At 51.5% G+C, this 16,045-nt stretch carries 16 protein-coding genes; 5 read left to right on the top strand and 11 right to left on the bottom strand.

Going from position 1 to position 16,045, the window contains the following annotated elements; translation table 11 throughout:
• Positions 1 to 76: 76 nt before the first annotated feature.
• The 5 genes from ymfI to GN107_RS00250 all read right to left on the bottom strand — a co-directional run bounded on the left by ymfI (position 77) and on the right by GN107_RS00250 (position 6,433).
• A complete protein-coding gene (gene ymfI / locus GN107_RS00270; protein WP_155286224.1) occupies positions 77 to 802 on the bottom strand; it encodes an elongation factor P 5-aminopentanone reductase in 726 nt (241 codons plus the stop codon).
• A complete protein-coding gene (gene yfmH, locus GN107_RS00265; protein ID WP_155286225.1) occupies positions 802 to 2,103 on the bottom strand; it encodes an EF-P 5-aminopentanol modification-associated protein YfmH in 1,302 nt (433 codons plus the stop codon). The genes ymfI and yfmH overlap by 1 nt, the downstream gene beginning before the upstream one ends.
• Positions 2,104 to 3,360: an EF-P 5-aminopentanol modification-associated protein YfmF gene (gene yfmF / locus GN107_RS00260; RefSeq protein WP_155286226.1), complete on the bottom strand. Its 1,257-nt coding sequence runs from the start codon at positions 3,358 to 3,360 to the stop codon at positions 2,104 to 2,106.
• 36 nt (positions 3,361 to 3,396) lie between these two features.
• Positions 3,397 to 5,760, bottom strand: a complete 2,364-nt coding sequence (locus GN107_RS00255; RefSeq protein WP_155286227.1) for an FtsK/SpoIIIE family DNA translocase — start codon at positions 5,758 to 5,760, stop codon at positions 3,397 to 3,399.
• Between the two features lie 163 nt (positions 5,761 to 5,923).
• The gene (locus tag GN107_RS00250) at positions 5,924 to 6,433 is read right to left on the bottom strand and encodes a tRNA (cytidine(34)-2'-O)-methyltransferase (protein WP_155286228.1); all 510 of its coding nucleotides are present in this window, start codon (positions 6,431 to 6,433) and stop codon (positions 5,924 to 5,926) included.
• Positions 6,434 to 6,957: 524 nt separating this feature from the next.
• On the opposite strand from GN107_RS00250, the gene GN107_RS00245 reads away from it, so the two are divergent.
• Complete coding sequence (locus tag GN107_RS00245) at positions 6,958 to 7,899, top strand: magnesium transporter CorA family protein (RefSeq protein WP_155286229.1); 942 nt, start codon at positions 6,958 to 6,960, stop codon at positions 7,897 to 7,899.
• A gap of 112 nt (positions 7,900 to 8,011) precedes the next feature.
• Positions 8,012 to 8,281: a 30S ribosomal protein S14 gene (gene rpsN, locus GN107_RS00240; RefSeq protein WP_155286230.1), complete on the top strand. Its 270-nt coding sequence runs from the start codon at positions 8,012 to 8,014 to the stop codon at positions 8,279 to 8,281.
• Positions 8,282 to 8,443: 162 nt separating this feature from the next.
• Here rpsN and GN107_RS00235 read toward each other — a convergent pair whose 3' ends face one another.
• From GN107_RS00235 to GN107_RS00220, 4 genes are all read right to left on the bottom strand, one after another.
• Positions 8,444 to 9,355, bottom strand: coding sequence for a PTS system mannose/fructose/sorbose family transporter subunit IID (locus GN107_RS00235; protein WP_155288041.1), 912 nt, complete (start codon positions 9,353 to 9,355; stop codon positions 8,444 to 8,446).
• 19 nt (positions 9,356 to 9,374) lie between these two features.
• Positions 9,375 to 10,184 carry a PTS mannose/fructose/sorbose transporter subunit IIC gene (locus GN107_RS00230; RefSeq protein ID WP_155286232.1) on the bottom strand — a complete coding sequence of 270 codons (810 nt, stop codon included), beginning with the start codon at positions 10,182 to 10,184 and terminating at the stop codon, positions 9,375 to 9,377.
• Positions 10,185 to 10,211: 27 nt separating this feature from the next.
• Positions 10,212 to 11,189 carry a mannose/fructose/sorbose PTS transporter subunit IIA gene (locus tag GN107_RS00225; RefSeq protein WP_155286233.1) on the bottom strand — a complete coding sequence of 326 codons (978 nt, stop codon included), beginning with the start codon at positions 11,187 to 11,189 and terminating at the stop codon, positions 10,212 to 10,214.
• A 281-nt stretch (positions 11,190 to 11,470) separates the two neighbouring features.
• Positions 11,471 to 12,076: a helix-turn-helix domain-containing protein gene (locus GN107_RS00220; protein WP_155286234.1), complete on the bottom strand. Its 606-nt coding sequence runs from the start codon at positions 12,074 to 12,076 to the stop codon at positions 11,471 to 11,473.
• Between the two features lie 192 nt (positions 12,077 to 12,268).
• Here GN107_RS00220 and GN107_RS00215 point away from each other — a divergent pair, with 192 nt between their 5' ends.
• Positions 12,269 to 12,928: a recombinase family protein gene (locus GN107_RS00215; RefSeq protein ID WP_155286235.1), complete on the top strand. Its 660-nt coding sequence runs from the start codon at positions 12,269 to 12,271 to the stop codon at positions 12,926 to 12,928.
• Between the two features lie 225 nt (positions 12,929 to 13,153).
• Here the strand turns inward: GN107_RS00215 and GN107_RS00210 are convergent, their stop codons facing one another.
• Together GN107_RS00210 and GN107_RS00205 are read right to left on the bottom strand one after the other, a co-directional pair.
• Positions 13,154 to 13,366, bottom strand: a complete 213-nt coding sequence (locus GN107_RS00210) for a hypothetical protein (protein ID WP_155286236.1) — start codon at positions 13,364 to 13,366, stop codon at positions 13,154 to 13,156.
• Positions 13,367 to 13,524: 158 nt separating this feature from the next.
• On the bottom strand, positions 13,525 to 13,902 hold the full coding sequence (locus GN107_RS00205) for a PTS glucitol/sorbitol transporter subunit IIA (protein ID WP_155286237.1): 378 nt from the start codon (positions 13,900 to 13,902) through the stop codon (positions 13,525 to 13,527).
• A gap of 140 nt (positions 13,903 to 14,042) precedes the next feature.
• Here GN107_RS00205 and GN107_RS00200 point away from each other — a divergent pair, with 140 nt between their 5' ends.
• Both GN107_RS00200 and GN107_RS00195 read left to right on the top strand, forming a co-directional pair.
• The gene (locus GN107_RS00200; RefSeq protein WP_230678533.1) at positions 14,043 to 15,071 is read left to right on the top strand and encodes a lactonase family protein; all 1,029 of its coding nucleotides are present in this window, start codon (positions 14,043 to 14,045) and stop codon (positions 15,069 to 15,071) included.
• A gap of 93 nt (positions 15,072 to 15,164) precedes the next feature.
• Positions 15,165 to 15,986 carry an undecaprenyl-diphosphate phosphatase gene (locus GN107_RS00195; protein WP_155286239.1) on the top strand — a complete coding sequence of 274 codons (822 nt, stop codon included), beginning with the start codon at positions 15,165 to 15,167 and terminating at the stop codon, positions 15,984 to 15,986.
• Positions 15,987 to 16,045: the final 59 nt, after the last annotated feature.

Below are 16,045 nucleotides of genomic sequence, written 5' to 3'. Positions count from 1 at the left end.
GTTCACTTATTCGATGTTTTCAGTCTAGCATAAATACCCTTGCACTTGAATTAAGAAATTATTAGTTCGTACTCTTTCATGGTCGCCAGGCGCCGGTTACATACAAAGTTTGCCCGGTTAAGTAGCCAGCCCGCTCATCAAGTAAGCTCGTGACAAAATATGCAATGTCGTCTGCGCTACCCAAACGGCCGGCGGGAATGGTCTCCCGCACGGCCTCTAGGGTCGCGGCGCCGAAGCTCGCGTTCATCTTGGTGTTGATGGCCCCAGGTGCAACCACATTCACCGTGATGCCAAGGCTGGCAACCTCTTGGGCGTAAGCCTGGGCGAAAGCGGACTGCGCCCCCTTCACTGCTGAATAAGCTACCTCCATGGCTGAACCATCCTTACCGTAGACAGAGCCAATAAAGACGATGCGGCCCCGACCGCTAGCAGCCAGTTTGGGCTGAAGGTCCCGAATCAAAGCCATGGGCGTGAGCAGATGGACGTTCGTCAGTTCTTCCAGGTGCGCATCCGGGCTGTCAACGAGCAACTCATAATGCGTGATTCCGGACGCAACGACCACTGCGTCTACGCTAAATAACTGCTGCACGATGCTCGCGGCACTACTGATTTTGCGCAAATCAGCCTGAACGGTGAAGAAATCTTGCCGAGGATACTGCTCTTGCAACTCGGCGCATAATTCTTCCGCTGCCGCTGCGTTCTGATTGTAGTGCAGGTACACACTCCAGCCCGCAGCCGCAAGCGTCCGGGCGCTGGCCCCACCAATATCACCCGATGCACCTAAAATCAACACTGCCGGCATTACTGTTCCTCCTCCGCGTGAATGTGGAACACCGAAATGGCCTCGCTGCGCACGAGCATCTCCGCAGCGTTTTGCACATCCGCAAAGGTCAGTCCCTCGACAACCTCTGGAATCAAGAACGGGGAAACGGAACTGAAGCTCTGACTGGCGAGCTGGTTGGCAATATTTTCAAGCGAGTTAAGCGACGCGAAGAATTTGCCGACCGCGGCGCGCTTGAGAACTTCAAAGCGCGCCGGCGTGAAGTCGGGTGAGTCCTTGTAATCCGTCAAGACGTTGATTAACGTCTCACTGAGCTGCGCGGGGTCGGCACTGTCGCCGCCGAGGGTGATGTAATTAAAGCCGCGCCCGGTCGTGAATTCATAGAAAAATGATTCATCGATCACACCTTGATCATAGAGATCAAGATACTTGGCACCAGAGTCCCCAAAAATCATTTCCAAGAGCAAGCGCACTGCAAAGGTCTGCCGTAAGCCGTCACGATTGTCAGGGATTTCCGTGAGTCCCTTAACCCCAACGATGGCCTTACTGCGACTGATTGGCAGTGTCTGCATCCGGTAAGGAAGGATGCTGTCGGCTGCGTAATCCGGCTGCACACCGCGTTCAAGTTCCCGCAGCTGGCTGAAGTCATGCTTAGCCTGGTTTGCCTGCACCACGTTGTGAATGGCATCCACATCAAAATTACCGACCACCGTTAAGGTCATGTTGCGAGGCTGATAGAACGCGGCGTGCACGGTCTTCAACATGTCCGGTGTAATCGTAGCTATTGAGTCGATACTCCCCGCCACGTCCACGTGCAGGGGGTGGGTTGGGTAGAGGTTACCCAAAATACCGGAATAAAGCTGCCAATCAGCATCATCCTGGTACATCTGAATTTCCTGACCGATAATGCCCTTTTCCTTTTCCACGGTCGCGTCCGTGAAATAAGGGTCCTGCACGAAACTCAGCAGGATGTCGACGTTTTCCGCAACGTGATCGGTCGTGGAGAAAAGGTAGCTGGTCTGGGTCGCACTGGTAAACGCGTTTGCTGACGCCCCGGTTTTGCCAAAGAGGTCAAAGGCGTCATAGTCTTCCTTGTCGAACAGCTTGTGTTCAAGAAAGTGTGCCGTCCCCGCTGGTACCCGTGTGAATTCCTCGTCACCAGCCAAGCGGAAACTGTTATCAATGGAGCCAAAATTGGTGGTGAACATCGCGTAGGTTTTGTGGTAATCCGGCTTGTACACGTACTGAACGTGCAAGCCATTATCCAGCACATCCGTCTGCACGACTTCCCCAGACTGCGAATAGTCTTCCGTTTTGAGCATCTACTTGGTCTCCCCCTTCAGGAAATAAACGGCCTGGAGTTGCATCCCCGCAGCCGCCTGCTGAACTTCAGCGCGCGTTGCCGCAGTAATCAGCTCTAGCTCCCGTTCCGGCGTGACCACGCGGTTCGGGAACAACGCGGCGGTCAGCGCCATATCGCTGAGGTACTGCATTGAATCCAGCGCGGCACGGCGGTCACTAAGCATCCCCGTCCGCACAGCCTCAAGCTGGCCATCGGTAAACTTACCGTTCGCAACCATTGCCAATTGTTCGCCAATCAGCTCCTCGACCCGCGCGCGGTTAACCGCGTCGATCCCCGTCTGCACCATCATGATGTGGCGGTTCAAGTTGGTACTGGCATTGGCGTAGTAAGCCATACTCTGCTTTTCGCGCACGTTCCGGAACAATAGTGACAGCGGCGAGCCGCCGAACAACTGCGCCGCCAGCTCAGCGGCATAGTAGCGCGGTCCAAAAGAATCGGTCTGCACGTGGTAAGCGAGGTTCAACTTACTCTGTTTAACGTCTTCACTTTCCTGGAACAAGCGAATCCCGCCGTGCACCGCCTGATCGTACGGAATAGATACGTTCAGGTCAGCACGGGGGGCAAAATTCAATTCCCGGGTCAAATCTGCCACGTGGTCTGCATCTACATTTCCCATGACGATGATTTCAATCTGGTCATTTTGCAGCATGTCCGTGTAAGTATCAACCAGGGACTGCGCGGTCAAGTTGCCCAAGTCGGCTGCCGTGCCAAAGCTAGGCACCGCCTGCGCTGGGTCGTCAAAGTACGTCTGCTGAACGCGTAGTCCCGCTTGGGTTCCGCGGTCATCATTCATGGAGTTCAGGTAAATTGCGAGGTTGTCGCGCTCCCGAGCAAAAGTGGCCGCATCAAAACTACCGTCCTTGATGAGTGGCCGGAACAGGACCCGCCGCAGAAAAGCGAAAGCCTCAGGCAGCAGCGGACTTTCGGTAAAGTTATCATCAAGCACGTTGATGCTGGCGCCGACGCGGTGAACTCTGCCACTGCGCGAAACGCCGATACCAAAGCTAGCCCCGTACATCTTTTCGAGCTGAGCGGAAAGTAAATTCTGGCTCGGGTAATCAGCGCTGCTTGTTTCAAGCAAACTGGTCAGTAAAGTGCGGGCACCAATCGTCTCCCGCCGCAGTGGGGCAAGAAACTGGATGTTGACGTGGGTCGTTTTAAACTGTTTGCTGGGCACTACGTTCAAGTGAACCCCTTCGACTATTTTGACTCGCAATATATCCCTCTTTTTTAGTGTGACTAAGTAACTTAATTATGGCTGCTGCGGGTTGTTCTTCGGCTTGGCGTAAACCTTCCGTGGTTTGCTCCCCTCGCTCGGCCCGATCTGGCCCTTATTTTCAAGGTCATCGATCAGCCGGGCGGCACGGTTGTAGCCAATGCGGAAGCGGCGCTGCACCATCGACGTGCTGGCGGATTGCTTTTCAGCAACGAACTCCAGCACCTGTGGATACAGCTCGTCTTCATCGTTGTCCGCGGCCTGCTCCTTTTGCTCATCCTCGGCGGTCGGAATCATCGCCTCGTCGTAAGCTGGCTTGACCTGCGCCGTAATTGCGGCAACGACGCGCTCAACGTCTTCGGAAGGCACGTACGCTCCCTGCACCCGCTGCGGCTTGTTGACGTCCATCGGGCTGTAGAGCATGTCCCCCCGGCCAAGCAATTTCTCGGCTCCGTTCATGTCAATAATGGTCCGGGAATCGACGCCACTAGAAACGGCGAAGGCGATTCGGGACGGAATGTTGGCCTTGATGAGCCCGGTAATAACGTCAACACTTGGCCGTTGCGTGGCAATGATCATGTGGATCCCGGCGGCCCGGGCCATCTGCCCAATGCGAATGATGGCCGTCTCGACTTCGTTACCGGCCACCATCATCAAGTCGGCGAGTTCGTCGACAATGACGACGATGAAGGGCATTTTGGTCTGGCCAGAATCAGGATCAGCGGCAACCTTCTTATTGAATTCGCCAACGTTCCGCACCCCAGCGGCGGAGAAGCGCTCGTAGCGCCGCTCCATTTCCTGGATGATTTTGTTCAGAGCCGCTGGTGCGCGCTTGGCCTCGGTAACTACCGGCGCGAGCAGATGCGGCACCCCATCGTAAATGGATAGTTCAACCTTCTTCGGGTCGATCAGCATCAGGCGCACGTCGGTCGGCTTGGTCGTCATCAAAATGCTGGTAATGATGACATTGATCATGACCGACTTCCCCGAACCGGTCGCCCCCGCAATCAGCAGGTGTGGCATTTTGGTCAGGTCGGCGCTAACAATCGTCCCCGAAACATCCTTGCCCAATGGGACCACGAGTGGCTTACCGGGGTGCTTAGGCATGGCCTTGAGTACTTCCTTGTAACCAACAGTGGCGATGTGCTGGTTGGGCACTTCAATCCCGATCAGACTCTTGCCGGGAATTGGTGCCTCAATCCGGATATCCTTAGCAGCGAGCGCCAAGGCGAGATCATCGCTCAAGTTCACGATTTTGGAAACCTTCACCCCAACCGCGGGCTGAATTTCGTACTTTGTAATTGACGGCCCGAGGTTAGCGGCCTTCACGGCAACATCGACCCCGAAGCTGGCAAAAGTCTTTTCTAGTTTTTTACGGTTGCGTTTGATTGCATCATATTCTTCAGTTTGGTCAACGGCGGGTGGATCTGAGAGCAAGTCCAATGATGGCAGCTGGTAATCGTCACTCGGTGCCCCCGTTTGTAGCTCGATTTCATCACCAGCCGGGTCAGTTGTTGCTTCTGGCTGAACCGGAGTCGGAGCTTGAGCAACGGGAGTTGGGGTCGAAGCTTCTGGAGCAGCTTGATCCGCCACATTAATATGAAACTCATCGCTGTCGGGCACGGGTGAATCCACCTGGCCATGCAAGTCATCAGCCCCGGGATGAGCGGCTGGTAAGTCTTTGTCCGCCGGATCATCCTGCTGGTGCTTGGCGGACCGCTTGGACTGCGCTTGCTTTTTGTTCATTTGGCGATCGTACCAATCCGCGACCCGAGCGCTGACCCGTTCCCAGGTGGCATAGGCGCCACTACCAAAGCGCTGTAAGACCTTAAAGACCTGATTCGGGGAGACATCAAAAATCAGCATCACTCCAGCCACTACTAATAGCCAGCCCAGGATGTTGGTGCCAACCTGCGCCAATAGCGGATAGGTCAAGCTGTACAGAACCGCACCAGGCAAGCCGCCACCACTGGCAGTCGCCGTCGTGAGTTTACTGAAGTCGGCGCTCAGAATCTGCCACGTTGCAGCAACGAAATGTGCGTGCACGTTCAGCTGGTTCATCACGTGCGCACTAAGCAATATTAGCGCGGCGCAATAAGTCAGCACAAAGCCACTGAGAACGCGCCGCTTAAAGTTGGGCAGGCGCCCCGTGAAAAGCAGAAAAAGTCCCCACAAGACCACCAGAGCGCTGAAAAGCAGGAAACTGTCTCCCGCGACCAGCCGAAAGACGTTAGCAAAACTAACGCCAAGCAGTCCCAACCTGGTGAGGGCAAGCAGCCCCACGATTGCAAACCCGGCCCCCACCCAATTGAGGGTATAGTCGCCGGCAGTTTTGCGTGCTGGGCGCCGCGCTGTCGTTTTTTTCGTTCTTGAACTTGTCTTTCGCCGTCTTTGTGGCATTGCCTAGTCCACCCCATTCTGTGTTGATTATACACAAGCCGCAGATTGATTGCACTTTTGCGCCACCCATACGCGCCAACACAAAGAAACGGCAAGCAGGATTCGGTGCAAGCTTACCGCTGCGTTGTGTTTAGCTGGGTCCGCTTATAACCTCCAGCGGATCTTACTTGAGTTTATCGTGGGCGTAGGTGTGACTACGCTCAAGGCCGGCAAAATTCTGCTGCCGCAGTGCTTCGTAAATCACGAGCGCGGCACAATTGGACAGGTTGAGGGCGCGAATGTTTTCCGTCATCGGGATCCGCAGACACTTTTCCGGGTTGGCACGCATGAACGGCTCCGGAAGCCCCGTGGTTTCCTTCCCGAACATGTAGTAATGATCAACACCCGTGTCGCTTAAATCGGCGTCAGAGTATGTTTTGTCGGCAAACTTCGTAATTAAGTATAGGTAACGCTGATCCGGAACCGTCTCTAAAAAGTCCTCAAGGCTGTCATGAAAAACGAGACGGACCTTGTCCCAGTAGTCCAAACCGGCGCGCCGAACTGTGTGATCATTAATCTTGAACTTCATGGGCTTAATGATGTCGAGCACGGAATCCGTGCCGGCAGCCGTCCGGGCGATGTTCCCGGTGTTCTGCGGAATCTCTGGCTGGTACAAAACGATGTGGTTAGTCATAATAGATTGTCTTCTTTCTACTTCACAGCCGCAGCAAGTTAGTCCCGCTTTGGCTACGTTACGGGTTCGTTGTTTTCTATTATACTTGCTAAAGGAAATACATTACAATCCGTTCACGAATGGCGAACACGTGTATACAGATTAACGATGTGCTTGGATGTCTGCATCAGGGCGACAACGAGATTGTTCACCCAGCCGCACTGTCCTGACCTATTTCCCCTCAGGGTACAAAAAAAGCACATATCTTCGGTGTCCAGCACGGCGAAGAAATGCGCTAGTGAAGGCTTAATCGCTAATTTTTATCAAACCCGGCAACCACGCACCTGATAAAAGTCAGAGAAAAATCCTTGACGAAAATATACCACCATTCATGAACAAATGCAACATTTCAAACCTGACTTTTATGCATGAATGCATACCAACATTCATTGTTTGCAGCAAAAATTGGCGTTATCCTTTTATTAAGCTGGTCGACAAAGTATTCTATTAGTATTCAAGTGATACTGATTGGGTGGAGGAAAAGCATGTTAAACATTTATAAAGCCCGCAACGACGGCAGTCTGCACGAAACCAAGGACATCACGACCGGGGTGTGGATCAATGCGGTTGCACCAAACGACCAGGAGCGCGCGCTGATCATGAAGAAGACTGGCATTCCGGAATCCTTCTTACTATATGGCTTAGATCCTGACGAAGGGGCCCGTTTTGAATACGACGATGACTATGATGCCAATCTCATCATTTACGATATGCCGACCGTGGATATTAACGCCACGAATGAATCATACGAGACCATTCCGCTGGCGATGATCACCAACAAAAACTACATCGTCACCATTCATAATGACAGTCTGCCACTGCTGCAGTATTTTGCGGAGGGTAAGGACGCGGGGTTTAATCCGCGTGATTCCGACATGGCTGCAATGCACATTGTTTACCAAATCAGTGTTTCTTACCTATCATACCTGCGGGATTTAAACAAAGAACGGGTGCGCATCGAGCATAAACTGCAAAAAACGCTTCGCAACGATGAGCTTTACGGCTTAATGGGTATCCAACGCAGCTTAGTTTACTTCATGATGAGCCTGCGCACCAACCGCATTGTCCTCGATACCATTCACCGGGGTAATCAGCTGCACCTGAGCGAGGACGATTTGGATTACCTTGACGACATCACGATTGAAAACCAGCAGGCCATCGAAATGGCACAAATCAGTAATTCAATCATCCGTGAGACCGCGGATACCTACTCCTCCGTCATCAACAACAACATGAACGGCGTGATGAAGTTCTTGACCAGCTACTCCATCATTCTCACCATCCCCACCCTCGTGTTTTCTTTCTACGGCATGAACATGAAACTCCCCGTTGCGGATCAGCCTTGGAGTTGGGTCTTCTCAATTATCGTCTCAATTCTCATTGGCTGCGTTCTGGGAATTCAATTCTGGCGGCGCCACTTCTTTTAACATTTCACTAACAAATTGTTAGTGAAATCTGCGCAAACGTGTTACAATAGAGTAGTTGTTTGAGCGTTAAGCGGATTGCAAAATCAAATTTTGCAGAGGTAGATAGTAATATATGGCTAAGAAATCCAAAATTAACAAGGCGCGCCGCATTGAGGCGACCGTTGCAAAGTACGCAGAGATTCGGCAGCAGTACAAAGATGAAGGCAATTACGCCGCATTAAGCACGCTGCCCCGGGACGCATCACCAGTCAGGGTCCACAATCGTGATAAAATCGACGGCCGTCCCCACGCATACATGCGTAAGTTCGGCATGTCCCGTTTGAACTTCCGCAAGCTTGCTCACGACGGCCAGATTCCCGGCGTGCGTAAAGCTAGTTGGTAATATAGATAAAACACAAGACTCAGACCTGCACGTGATTTCAGCGCAGATCTGAGCCTTTTTACTTGCGAAAATTGTAATGATCATTACCAAATAAGAGCCCGGATAAAAGCACCCGGACTCTCAGCAAATACAACAGTACCCATAAATGTAATGAATCGTTAACTACATGAGGCCCCAAACGTGGAACAGGACCCCGACAACGAACAGTCCGAGAATAATCCAAATCGGGGAAATCTTCTTCTTCAGAAGCCACATGCAAACGAAAGTAAGCAACAGTGCCGCTAGGCCGGGAATCAACTGGTCCAAGTTATTCTGCAACGTAGTGGTCTTGACCTTATCAAGAGCCAGTCCGCCAGCCTGCTGCGTCAACGCATCGTGGATCCCCTGCGCACCCTTTGGCAGGTGTGCCCAATCGATATAAGCACCCTTCGAAAGAGGAGTCTTAGAAACAACTGGGGTGAACTTAACGTTAACCCACCGGTTTACCAGTGCGCCCAGGATAAACATACCCAGAATGGAAGCACCCTTGGTAACTTTACCTAACAAACCACCAGAAAGGTCTTTCGTGATTGCAGAACCGGCACGGTAGCCGAATTCCTGTGAGTACCAGAGAACTGCCAAACGAATGATATTCCAAACTACGAAGAAGATGATTGGTCCCATGATGCTACCAGTAATCGCCATGGAAGCACCGAGGGCACCAAGAATTGGGCGCATGGTGAACCAGAATACTGGGTCACCAACACCGGCCAACGGGCCCATCATCCCAACCTTGACACCTTGGATGGCAACGTCGGTAACAGGAGCACCATTAGCACGGTCTTCTTCAAGAGCCAAAACAACACCGGTAACAGGAGATGATACGTATGGGTGCGTGTTGTAGAACTCCATGTGCCGCTTCAAAGCGGCAATCTGATCGTCTTTCTTAGTGTACAGCTTCTTGATTGCTGGAATCAGAGAGTAGCACCAGCCACCGTTCTGCATACGTTCGTAGTTCCATGAACCTTGCAGAAACTGGGTGCGCCACATAACGTGGAAACGATCCTTTTTTGTGAGCTTAATACGATCTGCCATTAGTTTTCAACCTCCTTCATTAGTACTTATCGATGATGTCGCCGACTGGGTCACCAGTGTTGGCAATGCCTGTAGCTGCGTTGCTCTTACTGGATTCCTGCAGGGTCAGGTAAATCAGCGCGAGTGCGACACCGATAGCACCGAGCGCAATCAGAGTTAAGTTTGGAATTGTTGCCACAACGAAACCTAAAGCGAAGAATGGCCATACTTCTGCAGTAGCCATCATGTTGATAACCATGGCGTACCCAACGGCAACAACCATCCCACCACCAACGGTAAGACCTTGGTTCAGCCAATCAGGAATCATCCCCAGCAGCGATTTAACGGGACCCGCGCCAACAGCCAGAATCAAGCCGGCAGGAATGGCAATCCGCACACCCTGCAAACAAACCGCAAACCATTGCCAGAAATCAATTCCCTTGAAACTACCTTTTGCAGCAGCGGCATCCATTAAGTGGACGATTGCAGTTGCGATGGTCCGAACGAAGGTTGTAAGTAGCAGTCCTGCGACAGCCAATGGAATAGCAAGCGCGATAGCAGAACTGATTCCTGCTTTACCCTGACCGCCAAGAACAAGAATAATTGCGGACGCAACGGACGCAAGAGCAGCATCAGGAGCAATGGCAGCACCGACGTTAGCCCAGCCAAGAGCAATCAGTTGCAGCTGTCCACCTAAGATGATGCACGGTACAAGCGTCCCGGTGACAAGGCCAATCAATGTGCAGGCGACAAGTGGTTGGTGAAATTGCCACTCATCCAAAACGCCTTCCACCCCGGCCAGAAATGAAACAATGAGCACCAGAATGATTTGAATAAAGTTTAGAGACATTATATATCCTCCTCTCTGTGTAACGGATTATTGCTTCTGCTTATCAAGTTCAGCCTGCGCGCTAGCAAGAATGTGATCAAGATTTTCGTTGTTATCAGAAGGGACCTTACGTACATCAAATTTAATTCCTTCTGATTCCATCTTCTTGAACGAATTGATGTCAGTTTGGTCAAAGGCTAAAACCTTACTTGGCTGAACTTTGCCAACAGAGTGCGCCATGGAACCTACGTTAATTTCCTTGAGCGGCACGCCACCCTCAACAGCCCGTTGCGCATCCTCTGGAGTCTCAAATAAGAGCATTGCCTTTTGACCACCAAAATGTTTGTCATCCTTGGCAATCTTGATCATCTGATCAATCGGAATAACGTGCGCTTTAACTCCGGCAGGAGCCGCTTCCTTGATCAGCGTGCGCCGCATTTCATCCTTAGCAACGTTGTCAGAAACAACAATGATGCGATTAGGACCTGTTGTCTTCGTCCAGGTAGTTGCAACCTGGCCGTGGAGCAAACGCGAATCAATCCGCGCGAGTACATATTCCATTTTGCCTGGTTTGCCAGCGTTTGCCGTTGATGTGGCTTTTTGCCCGCCTGCTTTAGGTTTCGGTGCCAAAGCTTCAGGCTTAACCTTGACCCCGTCACGCCCGGCAGTTACCAGGTGCGCTGCCAAATCATGCGCAGACTTTGTCGACTGCCGTGCACCGTATGCTTCAATCAGCATTGGTAAATTAACCCCAGTGACAATAGCCCACTTGTCCTTGTGCTGCTCATACAAGCCGTTTGCCTGGTTAAATGGCGAACCGCCCCACAAATCGACCAGAAAGAGGACCTCGTCTTCCAGATCGAACTTAGCAATGGCTTCTTCAAGATGCTTTTTCAAGTCATCTGGACCTTCGTCTGGCATGAAAGTTACTGCTTCAACTTTTTCTTGGTCGCCAAAGATCATCTGCCCAGATTGCTTGATTCCAGCCGCAAACTGACCGTGACTAGTAATAATGATTCCAACCATTGTTTGTCGCCTCCTACTAAATAAATTTGTATTTTGAGCCAAGAAAGATTAATTTATAATGTGAAATTGCATATTTCCTCACTCAAATCTACCTAGTGAGTGTACCCATATAGTATTAAGCAGCATAAGCAATCATATCCACAAATCCACCATGCCCGTTACGAGCGATGAAATGAAAATAGATGTGGTTTACTTATTATTTTTGAAAATATTAGTGTGATAATTTATCACTATGTGTTTAACTATATGACGCGTATTTATTAGTTAATTAACCTCAATAACTAGTCAAGTAAGGCTAGCAGAGACTTTTGCTTTTCGATGGGGAGCGCCTCAACTTTCGACAGCAGTAAATTCGTCACAGGTTGCTTTGTCGCTGCCATCGGGACGTTATAACCAAGTAGCCACTGCGCGTTCACATGGAGGCTCGCAGCAAGCAGGTTAAGACGGTACTGCTTGGGCTGCACGCCTCCGTGCAGATAAGAGTAAATCGTGCTAGCAGAAATTTTGCTTAGCCCTTGTACATCAAGAGCTTGCGCACGAGCGGCGAGTGCACTTTGATTAAGCCCCTCTGCGGCCATTGCTACCTGCAAGCGGTGCGCAAAAGTCGCCGCACAAGTAGCTTCACCGTCACCATGTTTACGTTCTGAATTGTGGGCAAAGGGGTCGTCCGTCCGTTTGAGCAAATAATCAGTTGAGACCCCAAGCACTTTTGCGACTGCCAACAGATGGCTCGCACGTGGTGACCGCTTCCGCCAACCCAGTAATGTTGCGTGACTGATGCCTGCTTTTTGAGCTAATTCAGCGGTACTCATTCCTTGAAAATGGGCTAAGTAAGTAATTTGATCAAAACGGACGAATTGGTTGTCTTGATTGGTAAGTGCTTTCATTTTTTCGTGATCCCCCTTTTTTGGTGTTGTTAACCCTTTACTTTTATGGTACAGTCTAACGGGAAAATTTGAGCGGCTCTACAATGGGCATTTGCGATTTTCCTTTTTGGGTTTTCCGTTACGTCTGTCGCCCTATGAATATTCTTGTTTTTCAAGACTATTTATCCAGCACAATCCAAAAGAGGTAATTACATGAAAATCGGATATGCCCGTGTATCCTCCACCGAACAAAACCTTGCCCGGCAGATAGATGCCTTGCAGAAGGCCGGTGTCGAGAAAATTTTCCAAGAAAAAGTCTCCGGTGCAAGTATTTCTGCACGGCCCCAGCTCCAAGCCATGCTCTCCTTCATTCGGGAAAAAGATACAGTTTATGTGCTCTCTCTCGACCGCTTGGGGCGCAACTCAAAAGACCTTTCCAATATCATTCAGCAAATCAGCGACTCTGGAGCCACATTTCAGTCCCTAGATTTACCCGATTTTGCTGCTGTGCAGGATGAAAATCTGCGTAACATGCTCACAAGTATTTTGTTAACAGTTTTCAAATACCAGGCCGAAGCAGAACGGAAGAACATCCGGGAACGTCAAGCCGAGGGCATTAGATTGGCGAAGCAGCGCGGGGTTTACAAGGGGAAGCCGGTCCTCTACTCACCACACAGTCCCAACCCCCGTTACCGCCACGCGTACAAAGAAACCGTCCGCATGCTCCGCTCCGGGGCAACGGCCGCCCAGGTTCGTCGGGAACTGGGTATTTCGATGAACACGATTTACCGGATCAAGTCTGAACTGACCGCCAAAGGTAAATTGCCACAAAAAAAGCCCACCGAAAATGACGATTTGGGTGGGGTCAAATAATTGATATTAATCTCCTTGTTAGACAAATAAGTTTGCTAATGTGCCAATTACGTCACCATTGGTTTCTGCGCGGAACTTTCAACATGGGCAAACAAACGGGCAAGCTGCCAAAATTGGTAGCTTGCCCGTTTGTATTACACCATTCGGATTTCAGATTGCAGTGGCGTAAATTCCAAAATTTGCGTCACCCGTGTTTTTAACTGGCGCTAGCTGTCTAAACCCATGTTAGTGCAACCACCCAATCTGGTACATCTGCAGCAGTGCAAAAGCCACCACGCAAATCAGCAGTAGCTCCATATACCGCCATTCATTAGGTAAAAGTTGGGTGAAGTCGCTCAGATCTTCACGTTTGCGTTCCCGCACCGCGGCGCGATCACAAAAGAAGGCGATAACCAGAAGAAGTACCGGCTCTAAGAACAGGCCGGATCTCCCCCCCAACTATCAGCAGCCCCGCCACCAGCAAAGTGCATCACAACAGTTCTTGGTGCCAGCACCATTAATACCAGTGTGATTACAAAACCCAAGCCAACAAAGCCGCCTGTCAGTACTCGATATTTTCGCATCACCAATGCGCCTCCTGACGCAAAATAGCTTGTTTAATCCGCCAAATCGTAACGAATCGTTGTCCCCACCTCAAAGATCGGCTTAGCAAATGGTGTCAAATAGATTGCGTTGCCCATTACGTCGTCATCGTCCGGGACGGCCTTAAAAATGAGCGTTGCGTGTGCAATTTGTTCGAGGTTAGCGTCGGTCAAACCGCCAACACCAGCAACCCGGTACTTGATGTCATTGATGTAGATATGATCGCCAGGGCGAACGTGCATCTTCTTCTGCGCTGCAGGATCCGTGAACTCCTGGATCACGCAGACATCCCGCAATTCTGGTGTCGCCTTTTCCCCGAACAGAATCACCATCGCGTCCTTAGGGCTGAGTGCATCCTTACCAATTGCCTGAACTTTTGCCGTAATCTCCATATTTCTATCCAACCTCACTTTTCGATGATATGCTCAGCATACCATATTTTTTCCGTGGCGAATCCGCTTTCTTAAGTTGTATACTGGGTAATGTACACAAAACGTGGGGTAATTTTCCCCACGATGAAGGAGGAATTCGCTTGAGCAAAGAAAACATCATCCTGGGTGGTTACACCCGCAAGGAAGGTAAAGGCATTTATCGCGCCGAATTAGATTTGGATACGGGTAGTGTCAGCACACCACTGCCGTACTGCGACGCAATTAGTGGTCCGACCTACCTAGCTGAGTCTCGGGCACACGTCCTCTATACAGTTGCAGCCGGTGAAGGTGCCGGTGGGGTCGCAGCAATTGACCTCAAAGGCGCAAAGCCCCGCGTCCTCAATCAGGTGATGGAACCGGGCACCTCGCCGGCCCACGTCGGCGTCGATGAGGACCGCCAGCTCGTCTTCGCGGCCAACTACCACGAAGGCCGGGTCAACGTTTACAGTATCCGCGAAGACGGTAGCCTCTCCGCAACCGATGAGGTCAAGCACGACGGGAAGGGGCCGCGGCCGGAACAAGAAGCCAGCCACGTCCACTATGCAAGTTTGACACCCGACAAGCGCCTCGTCGTTGTTGACCTCGGTAACGATACCGTCAGCACCTACCCCGTCAGCGCTGCTGGCAAGTTGGGCACACCGACAGTCTTCCACACCACACCAGGTTTTGGCCCCCGGCACATCGTCTTCAACCCCAAAATGTCCGTTGCCTACCTCGCCGGTGAGCTAAGTAGTTCACTAGAAGTTCTGGACTACGACCCAACCGATGGTAGCTTCAGCCCGCGGGAAGTCTTGAGCACCATCCCCGCCGACTGGACCGAACACAACGGCGCGGCTGCGGTCCGCATCAGTGCTGACGGTAAGTTCCTGTACGTCAGCAACCGCGGTCACAACAGTATCGCTCAGTTCAACCTGGATGGCAGTGGTAGCGCCACTTTCCACCGCTACGTCAGCACCTTCGGGGAGTTCCCGCGGGACTTCAACATTGACCCGAGTGGCAACTATGTCCTCGCTGTCAACCAAAACACCGACAACGGCACGCTGTACCGCCGCGACCCGGTCAACGGTGAACTACTGCCAACCGCAATCAACATCGCGACTCCCGAAGCCGTTTGCGTGCTGTTTGAATAAAGCAAAATTTTACTAAATCCCCGCGCTATACCGCTATTGGGCCGCTGGTTTGCTATACTGAAACCATTGTGAAAATGGAGGAGACACTAAGCAATGGTTAACATACTGAAAGCAATCATCATCGGAATTGTCGAGGGGCTCACCGAGTTCCTGCCCGTCAGTTCCACTGGTCACATTGATCTGGTCCAATCAATTATCCACATGCAGCAAAGCGCGGACTTCAAGTACATGTTCAATTACGTGATTCAACTCGGTGCCATCATGGCGGTTGTGTTCCTGTACTTCAACAAGCTCAACCCGCTGGCCCCAAGCAAGAGCCACCAAGAAAAACAGTCCACGTGGGTGCTGTGGGCAAAGGTCATTATCGCGGTCATCCCCAGCGTCGTTATCGGCTTGCCGCTGAATGACTGGATGGACAAACACCTGCAGACACCACCGGTCATCGCAACGACCCTGATCGTCTACGGGATTTTGTTCATCATTATTGAACGTTACAATAAGCACCGGACCCCAGCTATCACCAGTCTGGCCGACATCTCATACCAGCTAGCCATCATGATCGGCCTGTTCCAGGCGCTCTCCATCGTGCCTGGAACCAGCCGAAGCGGGGTCACCATTCTCGGGGCGATTTTGCTCGGCACTAGCCGGTACGTGGCCACCGAGTTCTCGTTCTTCCTGGCCATTCCGACCATGTTCGGGGTGTCCATCCTCAAAATGGGCAAGTTCTTCGCGCAGGGTAACACCTTCACGATGAGCGACTCCCTAGTTCTGGCAACTGGCTTTCTCGTTTCGATGGTTGTGGCTTGGGTCACAATCAAGTGGCTCCTCAAATTCGTTCAGGGGCACGATTTCACCGGCTTTGGCTGGTACCGAATCGCCCTCGGGATCGTCATTATTTTAGTCATGGTTCTGTAACCACCGGCCGCGTCGTGCGGCGCCACCGGAATATCGCGGATCATCCGCATTATAAACTG

This window comes from Lacticaseibacillus zhaodongensis (genome assembly GCF_009687905.1).
GTDB lineage: Bacteria > Bacillota > Bacilli > Lactobacillales > Lactobacillaceae > Lacticaseibacillus > Lacticaseibacillus zhaodongensis.
The sequence above is the reverse complement of the archived record's forward strand: the minus strand, read 5'-3'. Positions and strand labels throughout refer to the sequence as shown.